This is a genomic window from Iodobacter fluviatilis (assembly GCF_004194535.1).
In the GTDB taxonomy this organism is placed as follows: domain Bacteria; phylum Pseudomonadota; class Gammaproteobacteria; order Burkholderiales; family Chitinibacteraceae; genus Iodobacter; species Iodobacter fluviatilis_A.
The window spans coordinates 3,051,815-3,075,494 of sequence record NZ_CP025781.1 but is presented as its reverse complement, the minus strand read 5'-3'; the positions used below and the strand labels follow the sequence as shown (position 1 = coordinate 3,075,494).

General features: G+C 48.2%; 14 protein-coding genes and 3 rRNA genes. 7 read left to right on the top strand and 10 right to left on the bottom strand.

Going from position 1 to position 23,680, the window contains the following annotated elements:
• The first annotated feature begins 14 nt into the window (after positions 1 to 14).
• Positions 15 to 761 (top strand): tetratricopeptide repeat protein, encoded by a 747-nt coding sequence (locus C1H71_RS13650; protein WP_130107039.1) that lies wholly within the window; start codon positions 15 to 17, stop codon positions 759 to 761.
• A 272-nt stretch (positions 762 to 1,033) separates the two neighbouring features.
• Positions 1,034 to 1,969, top strand: a complete 936-nt coding sequence (gene miaA, locus C1H71_RS13645) for a tRNA (adenosine(37)-N6)-dimethylallyltransferase MiaA (protein WP_130107038.1) — start codon at positions 1,034 to 1,036, stop codon at positions 1,967 to 1,969.
• Here the strand turns inward: miaA and C1H71_RS13640 are convergent.
• From C1H71_RS13640 to C1H71_RS13620, 5 genes are all read right to left on the bottom strand, one after another.
• A complete protein-coding gene (locus C1H71_RS13640; RefSeq protein WP_223145869.1) occupies positions 1,966 to 2,427 on the bottom strand; it encodes an MgtC/SapB family protein in 462 nt (153 codons plus the stop codon). The two genes, miaA and C1H71_RS13640, sit on opposite strands and share 4 nt — an antisense overlap.
• Positions 2,428 to 2,483: 56 nt before the next feature.
• Positions 2,484 to 3,158 (bottom strand): MarC family NAAT transporter, encoded by a 675-nt coding sequence (locus tag C1H71_RS13635; protein ID WP_130107037.1) that lies wholly within the window; start codon positions 3,156 to 3,158, stop codon positions 2,484 to 2,486.
• Between the two features lie 77 nt (positions 3,159 to 3,235).
• Positions 3,236 to 4,486 (bottom strand): 6-phosphofructokinase, encoded by a 1,251-nt coding sequence (locus C1H71_RS13630; RefSeq protein ID WP_130107036.1) that lies wholly within the window; start codon positions 4,484 to 4,486, stop codon positions 3,236 to 3,238.
• Positions 4,487 to 5,156: 670 nt separating this feature from the next.
• Positions 5,157 to 6,770, bottom strand: coding sequence for a methyl-accepting chemotaxis protein (locus C1H71_RS13625; protein WP_188053282.1), 1,614 nt, complete (start codon positions 6,768 to 6,770; stop codon positions 5,157 to 5,159).
• Positions 6,771 to 7,025: 255 nt separating this feature from the next.
• Positions 7,026 to 8,489: an amino acid permease gene (locus C1H71_RS13620; RefSeq protein ID WP_130107034.1), complete on the bottom strand. Its 1,464-nt coding sequence runs from the start codon at positions 8,487 to 8,489 to the stop codon at positions 7,026 to 7,028.
• Positions 8,490 to 8,707: 218 nt separating this feature from the next.
• On the opposite strand from C1H71_RS13620, the gene C1H71_RS13615 reads away from it, so the two are divergent.
• The 3 genes from C1H71_RS13615 (at position 8,708) to tsgA (ending at position 12,661) form a co-directional block, all read left to right on the top strand.
• Entirely contained in the window at positions 8,708 to 10,021 is a 1,314-nt protein-coding gene (locus tag C1H71_RS13615; protein ID WP_130107033.1) for a Na+/H+ antiporter family protein, read from the top strand.
• Positions 10,022 to 10,631: 610 nt separating this feature from the next.
• Positions 10,632 to 11,462, top strand: coding sequence for a purine-nucleoside phosphorylase (locus tag C1H71_RS13610; RefSeq protein WP_130107032.1), 831 nt, complete (start codon positions 10,632 to 10,634; stop codon positions 11,460 to 11,462).
• A gap of 2 nt (positions 11,463 to 11,464) precedes the next feature.
• Positions 11,465 to 12,661 carry an MFS transporter TsgA gene (tsgA, locus tag C1H71_RS13605; RefSeq protein WP_130107031.1) on the top strand — a complete coding sequence of 399 codons (1,197 nt, stop codon included), beginning with the start codon at positions 11,465 to 11,467 and terminating at the stop codon, positions 12,659 to 12,661.
• Between the two features lie 629 nt (positions 12,662 to 13,290).
• On the opposite strand, the gene rrf is transcribed toward tsgA, so the two are convergent.
• The 3 genes from rrf to C1H71_RS13590 all read right to left on the bottom strand — a co-directional run bounded on the left by rrf (position 13,291) and on the right by C1H71_RS13590 (position 18,267).
• Positions 13,291 to 13,404 (bottom strand): 5S ribosomal RNA (rrf, locus tag C1H71_RS13600).
• Between the two features lie 135 nt (positions 13,405 to 13,539).
• Positions 13,540 to 16,430 (bottom strand): 23S ribosomal RNA (locus C1H71_RS13595).
• A 303-nt stretch (positions 16,431 to 16,733) separates the two neighbouring features.
• Positions 16,734 to 18,267, bottom strand: a 16S ribosomal RNA gene (locus C1H71_RS13590).
• Together the 16S, 23S and 5S rRNA genes form the textbook arrangement of a ribosomal RNA operon.
• A gap of 361 nt (positions 18,268 to 18,628) precedes the next feature.
• Here C1H71_RS13590 and C1H71_RS13585 point away from each other — a divergent pair.
• Positions 18,629 to 19,123, top strand: a complete 495-nt coding sequence (locus C1H71_RS13585) for a hypothetical protein (RefSeq protein ID WP_130107030.1) — start codon at positions 18,629 to 18,631, stop codon at positions 19,121 to 19,123.
• 109 nt (positions 19,124 to 19,232) lie between these two features.
• Here the strand turns inward: C1H71_RS13585 and C1H71_RS13580 are convergent, their stop codons facing one another.
• Complete coding sequence (locus C1H71_RS13580; protein WP_223145868.1) at positions 19,233 to 19,997, bottom strand: M15 family metallopeptidase; 765 nt, start codon at positions 19,995 to 19,997, stop codon at positions 19,233 to 19,235.
• A 74-nt stretch (positions 19,998 to 20,071) separates the two neighbouring features.
• Entirely contained in the window at positions 20,072 to 21,352 is a 1,281-nt protein-coding gene (locus C1H71_RS13575) for a hypothetical protein (RefSeq protein ID WP_130107029.1), read from the bottom strand.
• Between the two features lie 544 nt (positions 21,353 to 21,896).
• Between C1H71_RS13575 and C1H71_RS13570 the strand changes: the two genes are divergently transcribed.
• On the top strand, positions 21,897 to 23,588 hold the full coding sequence (locus tag C1H71_RS13570; RefSeq protein ID WP_130107028.1) for a hypothetical protein: 1,692 nt from the start codon (positions 21,897 to 21,899) through the stop codon (positions 23,586 to 23,588).
• The last annotated feature ends 92 nt before the right edge of the window (positions 23,589 to 23,680 follow it).

Sequence of the window (23,680 nt, the reverse complement as noted above, 5' to 3'; positions counted from 1 at the left end):
GATTTGGAGTTTTTATGAAAGCCCTATCCAAACCGATGCTTGCCCTCGTCGCCATCACGCTTTTTGCCACAGGCGGCATTGCCATCAAGCAGTATCAACACCGCCAGCAAGCCCGTGCCTTAGCCATGCCCAACGAAGCAGTGCATCAATTACGCCTTGATGCCAAAGACGGCAATGCACGCCTGCTAGAGCTGGCAACGCTAGGCCATCCGCTGGCTGCACGCCTCATTGCAGAACGCACAGACGACAAAAACATGGCCCCGCATTGGCTAGAAAAATCGGCCGAAGCTGGGGACCAAAAAGCACGCTATCTGCTAGGCATGGCCTATTTAAAAGGCGATGGCGTGAATGAAGACAAGCAAAAAGCCAGATTATTATTTAGCACCGCAGGCAATTTAGGCATTTACCGCCTAGGCATGCTGACGCTTAAAGGCGAAGGCGGCAGCAAAGATAAGGCCAAGGGAATTGCAATGGTAGAAGCCGCAGCCAAAAATAACGACGCTGCCGCGATCTACACCCTAGGCAATTGGTATCGCTACGGTGATTACCTAGGGCAAGACGACCAGTTGGCCATTAAACACTACAAAAAAGCCGCCAATCTGCAATATGTACCCGCCCTGCAAGAACTAGCGCTGGCTTTTGAAATGGGCGAAATGGGCCTTGATATCAACCCAGTACAGGCGCACTCCCTTAGCGAAATGGCGGGGCATATCAGCCATTGCAAGCAAGATCATAGCAATAAGGTCATGATGTTTGATTAAGGCTTGGGGCCGCCATTTCAGGCGTGGCCCGAAGCCGGCTTGTCGATCTTGGCAGCGGCCTGTAGAATCGCTGCGGAGTTGGGTTCCATTGGCAACCCACCGCCAAAACACTAAAAGACTAAAAACCCGCATAAAGCCTCGCTTTAGCGGGTTTTTTATTGCCGTCAATCAAAATACGGGCGCGCGGCAAAAAGTAGAGGTGCTATAAGTAGCCCTCTACTCGTTTCACACCATAATCAATTTTCCATATTTTTTAGCTTGAGATTTCCACCATGCCGCATCGCTCTCCCGCCATTTTTTTAATGGGCCCTACCGCTAGCGGCAAGACTGCCAGTGCGATTTATTTACTGGAAAGCGGCTTGCCGGTGGAGTTGATTTCGGTTGATTCGGCGCTGGTATTTAAAGATATGGATATCGGCAGCGCCAAGCCAAGTGCGGATGAGCTGGCCCGTGCCCCGCATCATTTGATTGATATTATTTCACCGGAAGAGGCTTATTCTGCTGCGCAATTTAGGCGTGATGCGCTGGCTTTAATGGCCGATATTACAGCGCGTGGCAAGGTGCCGGTGCTGGTGGGTGGCACCATGCTGTATTACAACACCTTGCAACACGGTATTCATGAATTACCGCAAGCTGATGTGGCGCTGCGGGCACAAATCCACGAAGAAGCCGCGCTCATAGGCTGGCCTGCCATGCACGCCAAGCTGGCCGCCATCGACCCGATCACCGCCGAGCGCCTAAAACCCACCGATGCCCAGCGCATCGAGCGTGCTTTGGAAGTCTGCCAGCTTACTGGTCGAAAAATGTCTGATTTACTGGCCGAGCCCGCCAGCGGCGCGCTACCTTATCGCCTGCTGAAGATCGCCCTGCTGCCACAAGACAGAAAATGGCTGCACGACCGTATTGCATTACGTTTTGATCAAATGCTGGAGCTGGGTTTACTCGATGAAGTCAGCCGCTTGCGCGCTAAATATGCTTTATCGCTGGAGCTGCCGTCGATGCGCTGTGTGGGCTATCGGCAGGCTTGGGAATATCAAGATCACTTAGTGGATTATCCAACCATGCGTGAAAAAGGCATCGCCGCCACCCGCCAATTGGCTAAACGCCAGCTAACTTGGATGCGGGGAATGGATGATTTGTTTGAGATTAATTGCCAAGAAAGTGATTTGGCAGAGCGGGTAAAAGCAGCCCTTGAAAGCTGGCTTTAATGCGGCGATCTATCATCGCGCCAGTGTTGCATCCGTCTTTCGGCCCAGCGCTCTAAGGGGCCACCCAGATTAATCACCAGCAACGCTAATACCACAACAAATAGGGCGATATCCAAATAGCCAGCACCGCAGGCCAAACCTATCGCCGCCGTAAGCCAGATGGATGCGGCAGAGGTCAGCCCCTCCACAACATTATCGGAGCGATGCACAATCAAGCCCGCCCCTAAAAACCCAATGCCGGTAATGAGGCCCTGGGCCACACGGCTAAAGGCTTGGGCATCGTCATGGCTAATCACGCCATTTAAAGCAATCATCAACGCAGCGCCCAAGGAAACCAAAGCATGGGTGCGCACGCCGGCTGGCTTTTTATGCATAAAGCGATTTATACCAATCATTCCCCCCAAAAACACGGCCACAAGCAAGCGCAAGAAAATATCTAGATCTAAAAGCATTCTCATAAAACCTCACCACTACGGATTGAGTAAGCCAGATAGCAAGATAAAGCATAAAACGCTTAACGCGGCATAAAGCTTGCGTCGTGTAGCAATTCACCCACGCCATTAATAAAAAATTGCACCCCGATACAAATCAGCATAAACCCCATAATTCTTGAAATAGCACTAATGCCTTCATCTCCAAGCACCGCAAACAAACGGCTGGAGGCGCGTAAGGTGAGCCAGCAGATAAATGCTGTGGCAGCAATCCCAAGAATCAAAAGACAATAGCCCGCCCAAACAGGAATATGCCGTTGCGAATGCAGGGTAGAAGACATTGAAATCACCACCGCAATCGAGCCTGGCCCCGCCATCGAAGGCATGGCGAGCGGGGTAAACGCGATTTCACGTCTGGCGCCTAACTCAGGCTTATCATCAATGGGCGGTGAGGCATCAGGAAACAGCATTCTAAAACCCAAATAAATCACCACCATTCCACCTGCAATGCGTAAGCCTGGAATAGAAATATTAAAAAAATCCATAATCAAGCCCCCCGCCATCAAGAAGGTGATTAAGATTCCTGCCATATAGTAGCAAGCCAGTTTGACCTGCTGCTTTCGCTCTGCATCAGATAAATGTGCCGATATCCCAGGCAAAATGGCCGCGGTGGAAAGTGGGTTAATAATAGGTAACAGCGCCGTGACCGTAGTCAGGATGTAAGACAGGTACTCCAGTACCAAGCGAAATAAGGTCATCTTGTCCACGCAAAAAAGGGAAGCGTACACTTAAACAGTGCCCTTCCCTCTTATTATGAATCAAGAATAGAGAAAGTTTACGCCGCCGTATTAAACACCTCTAGCTTGGCCTCCACCACGGAAAAATTCCACACTGGGTAAGCAGGCAAGCCATCCACATAGGGTGGAATCGCCTCACCCATAATCAGCGGTGCAAAATAAGTGTGCGCTGCGGGGGTAATATGAAATCCATCCGCGCGGATATATTCTGCTGGTAGATGCTTTTCATGATTTGCCACTTCTTCTAGTTTTACCGATCCAATCGTCCAAGCATAAGGCGCATCGCTAGTGCGAACAATAGTTGGCATCACGCCGCGCTCACCGGCCAGTGCAAACTTAACCGCAGCAGTGCCCGCTGCCATCGCTTGATCCACATCGGTTTGCGACGCCATATGGCGAGCCGCACGTTGCAGATAATCGGCCACTGCCCAGTGGCATTTGTGGCCCTGCGCTGTTTTGATCAGCTGTGCCAAGTAAGGCGCAACACCGCCTAGCTGGGCATGACCAAAAGCATCAGTACCACCGGCTTCGGCAACAAACTTGCCTTCGGCGTTTTTAATGCCTTCCGCAGCCACGATCACGCAATAGCCTTCGCGGGCAATGGTTTCTTCAACGGCAGCAAGGAAAGTAGCTGCGTTAAAGGTGACTTCCGGCAGCAAAATCAAGTGTGGTGGCAAGTTTCCTTCGCCAGACGCTAAGCCAGCACTGGCCGCAATCCAGCCGGTGTGGCGGCCCATGACTTCCATAATAAAGACTTTAGTGCTTGAGCCGCACATGGATGCCACATCCATGCCCGCTTCACGGATCGATGTACCCACATATTTTGCCACCGAGCCAAAGCCGGGCGAGCAATCTGAATGCGGCAAATCATTATCAATGGTTTTAGGTACGTGAATCGCGGTGAGATCGTAGCCAAGGTATTCAGCGTGGGCAGCAATCTTTAAGCAGGTATCGGCCGAATCGCCGCCACCGTTATAAAACAGATAGCCAATATCGTGCGCGGCAAAGACTTCAAATAAGCGGGTTAGCTCTTTGCCAAAGCGCAGCTTATGGCGGCAAGAGCCAAAAGCGCCACCAGGCGATGCGGCCAGTGCGGCAAGATCTGCCTCGCTCATGCAGGCGGTATCGACCAGCTCTTCAGCCAGTACACCCAGTACGCCATTTTTAGCGGCATACATACGGCCAATCTGTTCAGGATGTGCGCGAGCTGCCGCAATCACGGCCGCTGCCGAAGCGTTAATCACAGGGGTTACACCACCCGATTGGGCGTAAAGCGCGTTTCTGGCCATGAGAGATTCCAAAAAGATAAATTCTAGGCGCGTATTTTGCGCGCTGCAGCATGTTAAGTCATCGGGGCTTTTTGCATTAGGGTTTTAGAGCATGTAAAAAAGTGGGGGTGTCCACGCGTAAACGTCACCCCAGCTTGCCCTGCACTGCAGTGCCTATAGGCTCAAAATATAGCTATTTAATGAAAAAAACGCCATAAATCTACAAATAAAAACCCAAAATACCCTGCACCAATTAATCCCCTCAATTTATTGGAAAAATATAAAATCAATCCATTTTAAATATGAAATTGACAATACATATTAAACTTCATAGCGGCTAGCTGTTTTATCGCGTAACCCAACATGCACGCCACATCTGCATCTTTTTTGATGGGTATCGCAGCGCTTAACCCATCCTACAAAATGTGCGAAAACTTATACTCGGCTACTTACTGAATAAAGATCGCGAAATAAAACAAGACTACGGCATGGCCAGCGGCATTTTTTCTTTATGCTTGGCTATTCTGTGTTTTTTAGGTGTCATTGCATTTCATTTTTCTGAATATCTCACCACACCTGAGGCATAATCAGGAACAATCAGATTAAATACAAAAAAATGCCCCAATTTAAATAGGGGCATTTTTAATGGGCGTCGCTTATTTCAAAGGTACAGGGCTAAACATGGGCCAAATTAAACCTGATAAGTTGCTATAGCCGCATCCAGCTCGCTACTTAGCTGCCGCAAGCGTAGGCCTTCAGAGGCTGTGTTTTGTGCAACAGAGCTGCTTTCCTCAGACATTTGCGCCACGCGCTCTACCTGCTGAGCCATCATGCTACTTGCCGCGCTTTGCTCACGCATTGAATCGCTAATTTCACTAACCTGTACCACAACTAGATCGGCATTCTGGCGAATGTTCAATATAGCTGAGCTGGCTTCTTGAGCTTGCAACACGCCCAAATCAACTTGTTTTACGGTTTGCTGCATACTTAGCACCGTTGAATTGGCTTCATCTTGAATGGCAGAAACGGTAGCAACGATTTCTTGAGTAGATTGACTGGTTCGCTCAGCAAGCTTACGCACTTCATCGGCAACAACAGCAAAACCACGGCCAAGATCACCCGCGCGCGCAGCCTCAATTGCGGCATTAAGTGCAAGCAAGTTAGTTTGATCAGCAATGTCTTTGATCACCTTCACAACGGTATTAATGCTTGCAGTGCGCTCCTTCAGTGATTCAACTTGCCCCGCTGAAACGCGGACATCTGCGGCAATTTGCTGGATACTTTGAATGGTGCTTTCAATCACATCACCACCGCTTGCGGCCATCAAGCCTGCCTCTCGCGCCGTACGATCGCATTCACTACTTCGATCTGCAACCAAACTAATACTCACCGTCACCTCTTCTACCCCCGCCGCCATACTCGATGCAGCCCCACTTACATGGTGTGAAGTGCTCGATAACTCATGGCTGGCAGAAGATAATTCGCTGGCGGTCGCCGTCACATCGCGGCCAATTCTATGTAGCTGTTGCAAGCTAGCTTGCAGGGTATCAAGTAAGCCATTCAAAGCGTGCAACGACTCCCCAATTTCATCATTGCTGCTTACTTTCATGCGTTGAGTGAAATCGTAATTCGTGCCTAAATTAACTAAGAATTGGCGCAAGTCCATAAGTGGCTTTTTGATGCCTTGCGTAATCCAATAGCCAATTGCAAAAGCCAAGATCAGCAGTACGCCCCCCACAACTAAAGAGCTAGTAATAGCCTTGGCAATATGCGATTTAACCTCCTGCCCTGCTTCTTTGGAATACTGACTATTGTATTCTTTAGCGATACTAAGCGCGGTAAAAAATTTTTCTGCCTGAGGGGTAATTGAATTAGAAACAAACGCACGCGTTTCTTCCGCAGGGCGGGACAATGCAAAACGTGCCCCTTCAGCCATCAATGGTTTTAAAGCGGTAAATTCTGCGACGGCAGTAGCTAAGTTTTTACGATCAATATCATCATCAACGTATTTTTCATAACTTTGCAGCAAACGATCAACGTCTGCCAATAAGCCCTGCATTTTATCAATTTGCGCCTGCTTTTGAGCCGGATCCGCTTCAATAATATAACTGAGCTCCAAGCGACGAGCGCTCATAAAGGTGAGCTCAGCATTATTTAAGATTTCTAAAGATGGCATCACATTGACGACTACTTCGTCGACCAGCGTATTAATTGCGCTGAGCTTTAAATATCCGACGGTAATCAATAGCAAAATTGAAACGGTTGTTGTTGCCACCAATACGGTGAGCCGGTGAGCGATTTTCAAAGTTTTTCCAAATAGTGAGTTACATAATTCAAGCGAATCAACCAGCATCTCGCCTAAGTACCTGAAAATTAAATAAGCGATACCGCTAAATAAATTGAGCACCGCGCCACTTTGCCAAGTAGGCCTGCAATTTTACTCATTATGCCGCTTGCGCAACAAATGTTCACCCCGCATTTAACTAGAATTATTTCATTTAATGCAAGGATGCAATAAAAAATTCCGGCCTAAGCCGGAGTTTTTTGTTTTACACCGCGATTAATTTCGCTGGCTATCTAGATCCATTGTGGCTAAAGAAACAAACTTGCTCTTATTTTTATACTTATAACCAAACCAAATAATTAAAAACAGCGGAATACCAATATAGGTAGCGGCAACGCTAGCCCAATCAATGTTCCCTGCCATAAAGGCTTGGTAGTTTTGTCCCAGCATAATCACCATGCAGAGCGCAAACGCAAACAAAGGCCCAACGGGATAAAAGCGCGAGCGATAAGGCAATGTACTTAAATCACGACCCTGAGCGATATAACCTTTACGGAAACGATAATGGCAAATAGCAATACCTAGCCAAGCAATAAAGCCCGTCATTCCTGAGGTATTTAATAGCCACAGATAAACTGTTTTATCGCCAAAAATAGAGGCAAAGAAGCACAACATCCCCACGACCGTAGTGGCATAAAGTGCATTTCTTGGCACGCCATTATTGGATAACTTAGCGAAGACCTTTGGCGCTTTACCTTCAGTAGCAAGGGAGTAAAGCATGCGGGTAGAAGCATACATGCCCGAATTACCCGCCGATATAATTGCGGTTAAAATCACCGTATTCATCAAGCTAGCGGCAAAGGCAATCCCTGCGTTTTTAAACACCAGCGTAAATGGGCTAACCCCAATATCACTCACATCGCCTTTTAATAGATTAGGATCGGTATAGGGGATCAACAAGCCAATGATTAGAATGGCAAATACATAAAATAATAAAATACGCCAGAACACTTGCTTAATCGCTAGGGGAATATCTTTTGCTGGATTAGCCGATTCGCCAGCAGCAATGCCGATCAGCTCAGTCCCTTGAAAAGAAAACCCAGCAATCATGGCCACCCCGAGCATGGCGGGGAATCCTCCAACAAAGGGCGCATCACCTAAGGTAAAGTTTTCTAAGCCCACCGAATGCGTGCCTTTCATGATGCCAAACACCATAAACAGGCCAGTGCCGATAAATACAATCACCGTCACTACTTTGACTAAGGAAAACCAGTACTCTGCCTCACCAAAGCCTTTCACCGAGATATAGTTCAGCGAAAACATAATCCCTAGAAATAAAGCGCTCCATAGCATGCTAGGGCTATCGGGAAACCAGAACTTCATCACCATACTGGCCGCGGCCAGCTCAACCGCAATAGTAACCGCCCAGTTGTACCAGTAGTTCCACCCCAGTGCGAAGCCAAAGCCTGGCTCCACAAATTTGGCACCGTAGGTCGAAAAAGATCCGGAGACCGGCATATACGCAGCCATTTCAGCCAGACTGGTCATTAAAAAATAAACCATCAGACCGATTACTGCGTAAGCAAGTAAGGCACCGCCCGGCCCCGCTTGCGCAACTGTCGCACCAGAAGCCACAAACAGCCCAGTACCAATCGATCCGCCAATGGCGATCATGGAGAGATGGCGAGCGCGTAAATTACGCTTTAATCCGTGGGCCTGACCTGTATCTTCTCCAATCATTACATATTCCTTTGCTAGACTTTAAAAACCATATGCCAAACAGCCCGTTACATAGGCGCTGTAATCAGCGGCGCGTGATCTTAGCACCCACAGCAGCCACCCTTACAGCGGAAATTGATGAATAGGGAATAAAACCGTTTTGGCAAAAGTTCCCTAATTCCTAAAGCAATATTTCCTACCGCGGGTTAAAGTCCGGTTTTTTCCTGCCGAATCTGCTTATGAATGCCGTCTTAATCGCCGTCACACTGATGCTGGCACTCTCACTCAGCCGCGTAAATGTGGTGATCAGCATTTTAGTCAGCGCCATGGCTGGTGGATTATTTGGAGGGCTAAGTATTTCGCAGACCTTGGCAGCTTTTAATGCGGGCTTGGGTGGTGGCGCAGGGATTGCCTTGTCTTATGCCTTATTGGGCGCTTTTGCACTGGCGCTTGCCGAATCTGGCTTGCCGCACGCCATGGCCGATGGTTTAGCTAAGCTAGCAAAGCAAAGCAGCACCGGCAGCAAAATCAAATGGGGAATTATTCTAGCACTACTGGGACTTGCGATTGCCTCACAGAATATTTTGCCGATTCATATCGCCTTTATCCCGCTCGTCGTTCCGCCACTACTCTACACCCTAGCCAAGCTAAAAGTAGATCGTCGTTTATTAGCTTGTATTCTGACTTTTGGTCTGGTGACGCCCTATATGGTGTTTCCTGTGGGCTTTGGCGAGATTTTCCTGCAACAAATTCTACTCGGCAGCATTGCTAAATCAGGCCTAGACGCCAGCCACGTCGATGTGATGCACGCAATGGCCCTGCCTGCACTGGGCATGGTGGTTGGCTTAATGATTGCGGTGTTTATTAGCTACCGCAAACCGCGCCAATACAATATTGATGCGATTGCCGCGATTGAGCGCGAAGACATTCTTTACAACCGCCGCAGCCTATCAGTGGCAGGCTTGGCCATGGTGGGCACTTTTATTACCCAGCTTTATGCTGATTCCATGCTGTTTGGGGCATTGGCAGGGTTTATGATTTGCGTACTGGGCGGTGCTGTGCCACTTAAAAAGGCCGATAGCATTTTTGCTGAAGGCATGAAAATGATGGCCGGGATTGGCCTGATTATGATTGCCGCCTCTGGTTTTGCCGAAGTACTCAAAGCCACTGGCGACGTCACCAGCCTCGTTGAACAGTCTATGAGCTTAATTGGTGGCAATAAGCCGCTCGCAGTGTTTTTAATGCTACTCGTAGGGCTGATTGTTACGCTGGGCATTGGCTCTTCGTTTTCTACCGTGCCTATTTTGGCCACCATTTATGTACCGCTGGCGATCAAGCTGGGGCTAAGCGCTGAAGCCATCGTCTGCCTTATTGGTACAGCGGGTGCGCTGGGCGATGCCGGCTCCCCTGCTGCAGACTCCACACTGGGGCCAACCGCAGGCTTAAATATCGATGGGCAACACGATCATATGTGGGATACCGTAGTGCCCACCTTCTTACACTTTAACTTGCCTGTGATGGTGTTTGGCTGGGCAGCGGTAATGGCATTGTAAGTTTAAATCAATGGTACGCAGGGCCATACGTATGGCAGGAGCGCCACTAAAATCAGTATTTAATTTAGGCTAGATCATTTAACCCTTGGTTTTTTAAGGGTTAAATGAAGCCCAAAACCAATTTATACAAAATACTCAACCATATTATGGTTTATTCTAGATTTGAGAGCCGTAAGAAATCAAACAAGAGAAACACCATAGGCTATTGATTTAATAAGATATAAATTTAAATACCCATAATGACCGAGTTAACGCCCAATTCCTCTATCTAGACAGCACTCAAAGCTATTGATAAAAAACAACACCTCCCTAAATATCCCGCAAGTATGAAATGGATATAACAGATTGAATTTTAAATCATTTATTGTATACACAGAGTGCGAAGTAATTACTTCACCTTATGCGTATAATCTCCCTACTTGGAGGAGAATCGCACCCTTTTTTTAATGACGCTTAAAAAAGCCAAATTGAGATAAAAAAATAACGCTTATAAACTGATACAATCAGGTTTGATCTAAAACAAGCCAAGTATTAAAGCGATCCATTACAAATACAATATTGAAGAATTAAAAAAAATATTTTAAATCACACCCAGCAATAGGACTAAACCATGAATAACGTTCGTCATGAAGAAGCCAAGCTTTCTGCTGCACACCTGCAAAAAGCCTTTACTCATGCCATCCCAGAAACAGCAGTTATTCTGGGCTCTGGCCTGGGCGACTTCACTAAAATCGTCAAAGTATTAGAAAGTATTTCTTACGGCGATATTCCACACTTCCCACAATCCTCCGTAGCGGGCCATAAGGGCAAGCTGACGATTGCTGAAGTGGCAGATGGTAAAAACGTATTGATTATGGAAGGGCGCTTTCATTATTACGAAGGCTATACCCCACAAGAAGTGACTTTCCCGATTGCTGTGTTTAAAGAGCTGGGCATCAAGCAGTTGATCGTCAGCAATGCGGCAGGTGGCTGCAATCCTAGCTTTACCGCAGGCGACATTATGATCATTGACGATCATATCAACCTGACTGGTAACCACCCGCTGATCGGCAAAAACGACGATGCATGCGGCCCGCGTTTCTTAGACCAAACTGCGCCTTACTCGCCACGCCTGATCGCACTAGCTGAATCACTCGCGACTGAATCTGGCGTTGCGCCTAAGAAAGGCACCTATGTGAAGATGACCGGCCCCACTTACGAAACCCGCGCTGAAATTAAAATGGTTCAATCCTACGGCGCAGATTCAGTGGGGATGTCTACCGTATACGAAGTGATTATGGCTAATTACTTTGGTATGGAAGTGCTGGGTATTTCCTGCATCACCAATATGGCGACCGGCCTAGCTAAAACCCATCACAACCACGCAGCCGTGGTGGATGTGGCCAATAGCGTATCCGAGAAGTTTTCTAAGTGGGTTAAAAACATTGTGGTGGCCCTGTAATCATGGACGTTCAAAAAGATTCCAAGCGCAGATTAAATCTGATCGCATACGTGTGCTATTTCTTTACTGGCGCTTTAATCACCACACTGGGCTTGGTACTTGGCCCCGTCTCTGCGGCATTCAATAAAGACCCTGGCTTTATCGGCCAAATGTTTACCCTGCTGAACTTTGGCTTGTTTGTGCCGATTCTGGTGGGTGGTGTGCTGATGCAGAAATACAGCATCAAATCACTATTGGCCATTGCTTCTGCCGTGACCATCGCACTGACCGTGGTACTTACCGTTGTGCCATCGATCACGCTGTTTGGTTTTACGGTACTGATGATTGGTGCTGCAGCCGGTATCACCATGGCCGTGGGTAGTTACTTAGTGGTGCGGATTAATCCGGATCCTAAAGACCGCTCATCTAGCCTGATTTTTACCGACTTCTTTTTCAGCTTTGCCGGTGTGGTATTGCCAGTGATTCTGGGTTATCTGTTTAAGCACAACGCCAGCTGGTTGGTGATGTACTTCCTGATGTCTGCTATTTCTCTGCTATTGATTGTGTTGATCGCTAAGGCGAAATTCCCAACCGTAGAGCGTGAAGTAAAATCGGAAGATGGCACGGCTATTAAAGAGCCTTGGGGCAAAGCCATTTACTACGTGTGTTTCGCTGCCTTTGCGTTTATTTATGCCGAGCTGGTCTTCACCATGTGGCTGCCTACTTACCTGCAAGATGCAGTTAAGCTGCCCGTTGATACTGCCGCACTATACGTCACGCTATACTGGGGCTCTAAGGCTATTGGCCTATGGCTAAATCATTACACCGTGCGTTATGTACAACTACGCACCTTCCTGATTGCTTCGGCCATCGTGGGCACAGCTAGCATTGCAACGATCGCTAACGTGCCACAGGCAACGGTAATTGGCGTAGCGCTAGTGTGTTTTGGCTTCTTTAACTCAGGCATTTACTCTGGTCTGATCAGCTACGGCAGCTTGCAAGTTAAAGTATCGCCACCAAGCCTGATCTCAACCATTCTGACCTGCGGTTCGGTTGGTACACTGATTTTTGCTTCTGTATCAGCGTATATCTTCTCGAACTACGGCCTGCACTGGGCACTGAACTCTTCCGTGATTGTGTATGTATTCGCACTGATCGGGATTATTCTGGCCGGTTCATGCAGCAAAGCAGAAGAACTACACGGTAAGCTAGGTCTGTAATCACCGCTTTCCCCCTAAAAAAAACGCCCCAATTGGGGCGTTTTTTTTACATCCTATTTGCTTAAAAAAATTTAATCAAACGACCAAGGCATCGCCTTTGGCAGGTCTTGTTCCCTCATCATTTAACGCAGTGGCGTGCTGATTTTTGTGTGCGTCAATGCTTATCTGGAGGGCGGGGGAATAACGGTGCTGCCCGAACGCCAGCTTTGCCTTGATTTGCTTCAAGAGGCGGTTGAAGCTGGGGCAATGCTATATCGCTTCATAATCAACGTTTTATCGGGTGCTGCGCGAGGCGAATCAGCTCAGGCATCAGCCGAACGCCGAGCTCAAGTGCGCAGTAAACGAAGGCCTTATCGCCTTCGCACCGAATCAACGGTATAGCTGGGACATCACCTATTTACCGACCACACTGCAGGGCAAGTATTTTTATCCATTTAGCAGGCTGCAGCAGCTAAGTTAAAACATCGGCTCGGACGTAAGCAACTAGGCGGACGTAAGCACCTGCTCTAATGAAGTACGCCTAAGTACTGAAGTAAATAAACACAAAGAAAAACTCTGTTCCATTTCTTCTGCCCAAAACAAAACCCCCGCCTCTTTCGAGTACGGGGGTTTTGTTTACGGCTTAGGGTGTCTGGCAATGACCTACTTTCACACAGGTAATCTGCACTATCATCGGCGCTAAGGTGTTTCACTGTCCTGTTCGGGATGGGAAGGAGTGGGGCCACCTCGCTATGGTCGCCAGACTTTAACGGGTTAACTCGTTGCACTTATTGCTCTGCAACGCGTTCAGTTCAATAGAAGAAGTAATGTCTTACATTTCAAATTTAGTTTTCTAATCTGGGTAGATTATACCGTCGCGCACACGCGTCTCAGGTTATAGGATCAAGCCTTACGGGCAATTAGTATCGGTTAGCTTAATGCATTACTGCACTTCCACACCCGACCTATCAACGTCCTGGTCTCGAACGACCCTTTAAAAGGCTTAAAGCCTTGGGGAAATCTCATCTTGAGGCGAGTTTCGCGCTTAGATGCTTTCAGCGCTTATCTCTTCCAGATTTAGCTACCCGGCGATGCCACTGGCGTGACAACCGGTACACCAGAGATCTGTCCACTCCGGTCCTCTCGTACTAGGAGCAGCCCCCCTCAAATTTCCAACGCCCACTGCAGATAGGGACCAAACTGTCTCACGACGTTTTGAACCCAGCTCACGTACCACTTTAAATGGCGAACAGCCATACCCTTGGGACCGGCTACAGCCCCAGGATGTGATGAGCCGACATCGAGGTGCCAAACTCCGCCGTCGATGTGAACTCTTGGGCGGAATCAGCCTGTTATCCCCGGAGTACCTTTTATCCGTTGAGCGATGGCCCTTCCATTCAGAACCACCGGATCACTATGTCCTGCTTTCGCACCTGCTCGACTTGTCTGTCTCGCAGTTAAGCCGCCTTATGCCATTACACTATCAGTACGATGTCCGACCGTACCTAGGCGACCTTCGAGCTCCTCCGTTACAATTTGGGAGGAGACCGCCCCAGTCAAACTGCCTACCATGCACGGTCCCCGATCCGGATAACGGACCAAGGTTAGAACCTCAAAGGGGTCAGGGTGGTATTTCAAGGACGACTCCACACAGACTAGCGTCCATGCTTCAATGCCTCCCACCTATCCTACACAAACCACTTCAAAGTCCAATGCAAAGCTACAGTAAAGGTTCACGGGGTCTTTCCGTCTAGCAGCGGGGAGATTGCATCTTCACAAACATTTCAACTTCGCTGAGTCTCAGGAGGAGACAGTAGGGCCATCGTTACGCCATTCGTGCGGGTCGGAACTTACCCGACAAGGAATTTCGCTACCTTAGGACCGTTATAGTTACGGCCGCCGTTTACTGGGACTTCAGTCAAGAGCTTGCACCCCATCATTTAATCTTCCAGCACCGGGCAGGCGTCACACCCTATACGTCGTCTTTCGACTTTGCAGAGTGCTGTGTTTTTGATAAACAGTCGCAGCCCCCATTTCTCTGCGACCCATTTCAGCTCCAGCCGCAAGGGCTTTCACTTAATATGGGCTCACCTTCTCCCGAAGTTACGGTGATAATTTGCCGAGTTCCTTCTCCTGAGTTCTCTCAAGCACCTTAGAATTCTCTTCCTACCCACCTGTGTCGGTTTGCGGTACGGTCAATATAAAGCTGAAGCTTAGAGGCTTTTCTTGGAAGCATAGGATCAATCACTTCAGTCCGAGGACTTCGTCGTCACGTCTCAGCGTTATAGCAGCCCGGATTTGCCTAAGCCACACGCCTACTCGCTTAAACCCACTATTCCAACAGTGGGCTGACCTACCTTTCTCCGTCCCCCCATCGCACTTTATATCGGTACGGGAATATTAACCCGTTGTCCATCGACTACGCATTTCTGCCTCGCCTTAGGGGCCGACTCACCCTGCGCCGATGAACGTTGCGCAGGAAACCTTGGGTTTTCGGTGTGCGGGCTTTTCACCCGCATTATCGCTACTCATGTCAGCATTCGCACTTCCGATACCTCCAGCATCCTTCTCAAGACACCTTCGCAGGCCTACGGAACGCTCCTCTACCATATGCACATCGTGCATATTCGCGTCTTCGGTTATCAGTTTGAGCCCCGTTACATCTTCCGCGCAGGACGACTCGACCAGTGAGCTATTACGCTTTCTTTAAATGATGGCTGCTTCTAAGCCAACATCCTGGCTGTCTATGCCTTCCCACCTCGTTTTCCACTTAACTGATTATTTGGGACCTTAGACGGCGATCTGGGTTGTTTCCCTCTTGACCATGGACGTTAGCACCCACAGTCTGTCTCCCATGCTCGCACTTGACGGTATTCAGAGTTTGCCATGGTTTGGTAAGTCGCGATGACCCCCTAGCCATAACAGTGCTTTACCCCCGTCAGTGATACATGAGGCACTACCTAAATAGTTTTCGAGGAGAACCAGCTATTTCCAAGTTTGTTTAGCCTTTCACCCCTATCCACAGCTCATCCCCTAATTTTGCAACATTAGTGGGTTCGGACCTCCACTGCGTTTTACCGCAGCTTCATCCTGGCCATGGATAGATCACTTGGTTTCGGGTCTACGCCCAGCAACTATGCGCCCTATTCGGACTCGGTTTCCCTACGCCTCCCCTACTCGGTTAAGCTTGCTACTGAACGTAAGTCGCTGACCCATTATACAAAAGGTACGCAGTCACCCCATTTTGCAAGGGCTCCCACTGTTTGTATGCATCCGGTTTCAGGTTCTATTTCACTCCCCTCCCGGGGTTCTTTTCGCCTTTCCCTCACGGTACTGGTTCACTATCGGTCGATGATGAGTATTTAGCCTTGGAGGATGGTCCCCCCATCTTCAAACAGGATTTCTCGTGTCCCGCCCTACTTGTCGCATGCTTAGTACCAACCAATCTCTTTCGTGTACGGGGCTATCACCCACTGTCGCCAGACTTTCCAGACTGTTCCACTAAAGTTTGATTTATCACATGCAGGCTCTTCCCATTTCGCTCGCCACTACTTTGGGAATCTCGGTTGATTTCTTTTCCTTCGGCTACTTAGATGTTTCAGTTCGCCGAGTTCGCTCTACATCACCTATGTATTCAGTGATGAGTGACCCAAAAGGGCCGGGTTTCCCCATTCGGATATCACGGGATCAATGCTTATTTGCCAGCTCCCCCGTGCTTTTCGCAGGCTAACGCGTCCTTCTTCGCCTATCATCGCCAAGGCATCCACCAGATGCACTTAGTCGCTTGATCCTATAACCTCAAACACGTATTAACAAAGTTAATACAATTCAAAGTATCTGATTTCGCTTTGTTTGCGACATCGATTATTCATTTCTGACTTCGAACAATCGATTTTGATACAATCTACCCTTATTTATTTCTAAATTTGAGTATTACTTCTTCTATTTTTTTAAAGATCAATGTACTGGCTTGCTATGAAGCAATCAGAACTAATGTGACTTTTTAATCGCATGAGTTCTAAATCCTTCAATCACAATCCTTAAACCTACAGTCGATGAGTGTGAGTACTCAATCCAAAAGACTTTTCTCTTGAAAGGAGGTGATCCAGCCGCAGGTTCCCCTACGGCTACCTTGTTACGACTTCACCCCAGTCATGAATCCCACCGTGGTAAGCGGCCTCCTTACGGTTAGCCTACCTACTTCTGGTGAAACCCATTCCCATGGTGTGACGGGCGGTGTGTACAAGGCCCGGGAACGTATTCACCGCGACATGCTGATCCGCGATTACTAGCGATTCCGACTTCATGGAGTCGAGTTGCAGACTCCAATCCGGACTACGATCGGTTTTATGAGATTAGCTCCACCTCGCGGCTTGGCAACCCTCTGTACCGACCATTGTATGACGTGTGAAGCCCTAGCCATAAGGGCCATGAGGACTTGACGTCATCCCCACCTTCCTCCGGTTTGTCACCGGCAGTCTCCTTAAAGTGCCCAACTAAATGGTAGCAACTAAGGACAAGGGTTGCGCTCGTTGCGGGACTTAACCCAACATCTCACGACACGAGCTGACGACAGCCATGCAGCACCTGTGTTCAAGTTCCTTGCGGCACTCCCCGATCTCTCAGGGATTCTTGACATGTCAAGGCTAGGTAAGGTTTTTCGCGTTGCATCGAATTAATCCACATCATCCACCGCTTGTGCGGGCCCCCGTCAATTCCTTTGAGTTTTAGCCTTGCGGCCGTACTCCCCAGGCGGTCTACTTCACGCGTTAGCTGCGTTACTAAGGAACGAATTCCCCAACAACTAGTAGACATCGTTTAGGGCGTGGACTACCAGGGTATCTAATCCTGTTTGCTCCCCACGCTTTCGTGCATGAGTGTCAGTATTAGCCCAGGGGGTTGCCTTCGCCATCGGTGTTCCTCCGCATCTCTACGCATTTCACTGCTACACGCGGAATTCCACCCCCCTCTGCCATACTCTAGTTGACCAGTTTGCAATGCAATTCCCAGGTTGAGCCCGGGGCTTTCACATCACACTTAATCAACCACCTGCGCACCCTTTACGCCCAGTAATTCCGATTAACGCTTGGACCCTACGTATTACCGCGGCTGCTGGCACGTAGTTAGCCGGTCCTTATTCTTCCGGTACTGTCATCCCCAAGAGGTATTAGCCCCTAGGATTTCCTCCCGAACAAAAGCGCTTTACAACCCGAAGGCCTTCTTCACGCACGCGGCATTGCTGGATCAGGCTTGCGCCCATTGTCCAAGATTCCCCACTGCTGCCTCCCGTAGGAGTCTGGACCGTGTCTCAGTTCCAGTGTGGCGGATCGTCCTCTAAGACCCGCTACAGATCGTCGCCTTGGTGAGCCTTTACCTCACCAACTAGCTAATCTGATATCGGCCGCTCTAATAACGAGAGGTCTTGCGATCCCCCTCTTTCCCCCTCAGGGCGTATGCGGTATTAGCTATCCTTTCGGATAGTTATCCCCCATTACTAGGTACGTTCCGATATATTACTCACCCGTTCGCCACTCGTCAGCGGTGCAAGCACCCTGTTACCGTTCGACTTGCATGTGTAAAGCATGCCGCCAGCGTTCAATCTGAGCCAGGATCAAACTCTTTAGTTTAATCGCTAAGCTAGTACTTACTGGCTTACTTTATTCGGCACATCCATCGCTGAATGCGCCTTACTAATGCAAGCACTTGTTCGCTTCCGAATCAAGCACTCACACTCATCGACTGTATTTTTTTAAAGATCAGCTCGCTGGCTAGAACACCGTGTTGCTGTGTGTGCTGCAGCGAGAGGCCGAAATATACGGCCCTTGCCGGACTAGGTCAACCACTACCATGCAATAAAATGCAGGAAATACGGTAAGCTATTGATTACTAACAGTAAGAAAATAGATGCATTAAACCCTGTAACGTTGTCTGCCAGATAATTTTCAAAGCAAGCTATGGAAACACCGTGTAGATTGCGTACCGATTTGTATGTTTCACCCTAAACCAGAGCGCCCCATGCCTACTGAGCAGCAGAGTATTGTTATAAGCAATGAAATTCGCACGGCTATTTTAAGACTCCAACAGCTGGATGAAGCCGAATGTGCCGCGCTGCTGGCTAGCCTGCAAAACATTGGTCTGGCCGATGACGAATCAATATTGGAAATAACCCACCTGACCGCCGCTGCTAACCCCGCATGGAAGACACTATATATAGGTGAATTGAAAACGCTGCTGGCTTTAGCCATTGGCGACAAACACGCCACGCTAGAAGGCTGCAACTGGATACATCACTTTGGCCAAATGGAAGATTCCCGCCGCCGCGTGTACCGCTGCATAGATGGCCTGATTAATATGCACAAAACCGAGATGTTTCATCATTCATTAGAACTTATGTACAGCACGGAAACACTGTACTTGGCGATGGACTTATTAAAGCGCAAGCAACGCTTCTTTGGCTTAGATGAGCTTGGCTTAGATATGTAGCCGATTCATGCATGCTTACTTGGCGTTATATAACAGGCTGAAATTCAATGCGGCCACTATAAGCATAGAGCCGCAGACCTGTTCATTTATAGAAGTTCAGCACCACACACTACTGGCGCACCTTGGCCACGCAACGAGCGCGCACCTCTCCTAAACTTCCCTGCTCATTGGCACTGCATGAACGATAGCGCTCGGCATACTGATTAAAATTAACCCGTGCCTGCTCCAACGGCAGTTGGATTAGTTCATTAATATAACGGCGGCTGCCAATTTCGAAATGCTGGTAATCAATGGGTGCATCCCAATCGCCGCCCCAAGTCATAAAGCCATGCTGGGCAAATAAGCTCACCACTGACTCGTTCACTAAACCGGCACGGCGAGTTTTCTCTGGGCGCAGCTCATTTCGATTGATATAACTCTTCGCACTAGCCGCAGGCAACACATTCACCCCGCCATCATCTGCAAAGCTTATATATGGATTTTGCAACGGATTAATATCCATCGCCACGCCATAAGCATGCTTAGACCAGCTTTTAGCCCCCGTTATCGCTCGGCCATTAAATGCACTGCTATTATTGGCATTCATAGACTGCACATCATCACCAGCAAACTGCTCCAGCGGCAGCGCCGAAAAAAGTGGAAATTTAGCCTGATATAAAGCCGCGAACAAAGCCTCTACCTGCTGCGCCACCACATCCAGCACCAGCAACTGCCCCTCTGCTTTTTGCCCCTTCATATCCCAATGCAAAAAACGCACTCTTTGCAAACGATCGCAAGGCAGCGGATTAGCCGCCGTAATCACGCCGCGCTCTTGCAGCAAGGCGCAATCTGCGGGGCTTAAGGGTGCAGTGGCTGCGTATGATGCGATTGGCAAACATAAAAGACACAAAAATCGTAGCAATTCACAGCTCCTGAATAAATACCGGCATTAAACAATGAAATCTAATTTTATTGACCCAAATATTTCACCAACAACGTATCCAAATCCGCGCCAGTTAAGGGACGGATAGCGGACAAAAAACGAGGAGGCAACTGACCCGCTTGCGTAAAATCATCCGCCAGCAGCAAAGGTAAAAAGTCATCCAGGCTGCGTTTATTCTGACTATTTACTTGTAAAAGCCTGTCTACTTCTGACCAAAACGTAGCACCCTGAGCATAAAAAAGCGGATATACCGATCGATCACCCTGCTTATATTTACGCTCCAACGCCAGCAATCCATCTTTAGGCACTTGCTCTGGCCGAATAAATCGAGCACGAAGTTTCGCAAGCTCCTCAGCCGGCAACTTACTTTGTGCCAACGTTTTTAAGCCATAGTAATGCGCCAGCCCCTCGCCAGCCCAAGCGGGCGATTTAACTTCATGACCCACAGACATTGCCGCAAGCTGATGAAATTGCTCATGCGCAAGAATCATCAAGGTAAGCGCGGTACTGGCAGCGGTATTTTTTTCAGCGCCTTTAATATAATTAGCCAGAAAAGAACGATGCCCCGCAGCACCACCCGCGCCCCCCTTTTTTTCATCAATACCCAGCCACACCACCAAAAGATGACGCTCTTTAGCCGCAATATTTTTAGCTGGGGGAAGGATTTTAGCTAAATAACTCAAAGCATCCGCATGCAGTGCAGGCAACTGTAATCTGGCGACTTCGGCCGCATCATCCGCCACATAATCCACACTAAACGGGCCGATTTGCTGCTGGCTTAAAGCCAAATCACCAAAGGCATAATATTCTGGCGCACCTTTAGAAGGCACTCGCCACTGCCCTGCAGCCGCCGCCATCGCCCCTTGCTGCGCATTCACGCCCACAATACTCAGTGTGTCTTCAGCATCCCCATCCAAACGTAGTAAAGAAGTAGGCTCAGATAACAACCACCATTTTTTATCCTGAAAATAAACGCTCTTTTGCTCTGAAGAATTCACCGAGCCATTCAGCACGGATTGCGCATAAATATCCCAACTAACCTGAGCACAGCCAGCAGGCAATACCCACTCGCCCGGCTTGGATAAAGCCAGCGCCTGCTTATCGCAATGCGGCGCAACAAGCTGTGAGGCCAAGCCCCTGCTAAGCCCATGCAAACGCAATACCCTATCCTGAGCACTGGCAGGAAAATCAGTCAAACTAGCATGTAATTGCGTGGGATTTTCAGGAGAAACCGAGATTTGATAATGAGCAGCCAAGGCTTGAGATGAAGCAAAGCCCAAAACAATACAAACTTTATAAAAAAACATAGCAAGCCCATATATCAGGAAACAGAGCATCAAACCGTACCGGAAAAAACAGATTGAGCTCAAGTAAAAATAACCCGCCACAACTTATGAAACAGACATCAAATCTTTAATTGCCCTAGCAGCCTGTCGGACTTAAGCGATCGTAGCGAGGGAAAGACCGGTTTGAGACAGATTTCGCGGGTTTTTGAGGCGAATAGCTGGCTATTCAACGAGAAAATGCGTGAAATATGGCCAAATCCGGCTTTTCCGAAGTAGATCATTCTTAAGTCCGACAGGCTGCTAGGCAGGCGCTCTTCTACGGCTGAAGCTATGGCTGCGCTTTTTGCCTGTGTTTTAACCGTTGCGCTGATCGTGGCTTTTTGAGCGACTAATTACTATGTGTCGTTCAATGAAAGACTATCTGTCGTTTTGGAAAAACTATATGCCTCAGCTAAAAAGGCTTTTGTAGGTAATTATAGGCAGTGTGGCTAAGGCCGTTAAGTGCAATAATTTTGGCTTGCAAAATCAGCAAGAAAAATTACTTTCAATTATTCTGGATTAAATTGTGCTTAGTTCTTCCTTACGCGGTAAGTGTTCTGCCTGTGCCCCAATGTTTGTTTTGCTTGAATATGAAAGGTTTTTGTTTGATAACCGTATTGATCTTGTCTGGGAGCGTCTTGGAAGCGCGCAGGGTGATTTTAGTGTTCAGTTTGAAAATAGCTCACTCAGAGATGCCCTGGATTGGTTGGTTCGGCACGGGGATACCGATGAAGCTCTAATTAAGCTCGCGCTTGAGGTGCTACTGGATGAAACCACGCCTGAAAATGCCCTTTATCTTGAGAAGTTTTTAAGCCTTAATCCGGTACTGATCGGCAAAAAAATTCAGCAATTGATGTTAGATCTTTTGGTAAAGCATCAATTTTTGAATGATGAAAACGCGGCTCTGGCCAAGCCGCATTTAGAGCAGGCAGGTACGCTGTCGCATGAGCATTATTTGCTGCGAGAAGTGCTGGACTGGCTGATTGCAGAGGGATATTCCAGCACATCCCAAGCACAAAATGCGATTGATACTTTGCTGGCAGAATATGCTTTTGATGCAGATACATTATTGCGAATGCGCCCAATTAACCCTGAGCGCATAAATCGCTCTTTGCATCCCTTGCTAAGCTGGCAATATCTTCAACAGTTGCAAGAGCTGGGTTTCCTCGTGCCTGCACAGTATCAAAATCTGCAAGCCCGCTTTGATGCAGGCGCATTGCCGGAGTATGACGATGCATCCATCAATGGCCTACTAGATTATCTCATTGCCAGCCATTACATTCCGCAGCAAGAGGCTGAGCAAAGAAAAACCTATTTGTTTAGTGGGCAAGTTGAAACAAGCCTGCTAACAGAATCTTTTATTTATGCTCTACAAGCGCTGGATTTTGATCGCACGACCTCGATGTTGCAGGTGCGCCAGGAGCGGAATAAGGCTTCGGATAAGAGAAGTGTTCTGCTGAGCTGTGCCGTGCTGATTTTTTGTCTCGGGAGTGTAATTGGATATATGCAGCTACCTGCAACGACACTATTGTGTAATGCGAAGAACGTTAGCATCAATGTCTCTATGACACTGTATCAAATGGAAGCCAAAAATAATCATTACCGTCCCTCTGTAAATAAGGAGCAGCAAAGGTCTCATATTCATCCAGCCGAAGAGATTGGATACGATAAGCTGAGCCGATCACGTGCCTGTCGTGTTGTTTTTGAAAGTGAGGGTGAAAAAACAGCAATTGGTTATTTAATTGTGCCTGAGAATGAGAAAACCGATTTATTTAGCCTCTCGTTCAAACCCGTTGACTATCTGAATGTTCGTTTTGGGCCTAAAGCGCTTGATCCGGCGCTGAGCGGGCCTCTGAGTAGTGAAGTCTTAAATCAGGCGGTGCGGGATGGCTTGAAGTCTATTGATGCTGGAGTGAAAAACAAATGGACGCCAGATTTGAAAGATAAAACTTCGCGAATTGATGGCCTATGGGGCGTTTTGCCGGATGGAAAATGTACCTCATCCGCAAAAGACCAACTAAGTTGCCCTGTATTGATTGATTACACCGATTCGTATCTGTCTGCTTTGGGAATCTCGGCTGAGGTGCAGTTTAAAGCAACAATCGATTTAAAAAAGGTGGGAGGTAAGTGGCTGGTGGGAGATGACTTCTTATCGCAGTTTATGGAGCCTTTGGCGCTTGCCCGGGTTAAAAATGTGGTGGGTGGTAAAGGTACTTAAGATAAAGCAGAGGGGGCTTGGCCCTCTCTGCTTTGAGCTAAGGCTGGTGCTTTGCTTTATTGAGCAAACTATCCAGTGCCCGCGCGAAATAA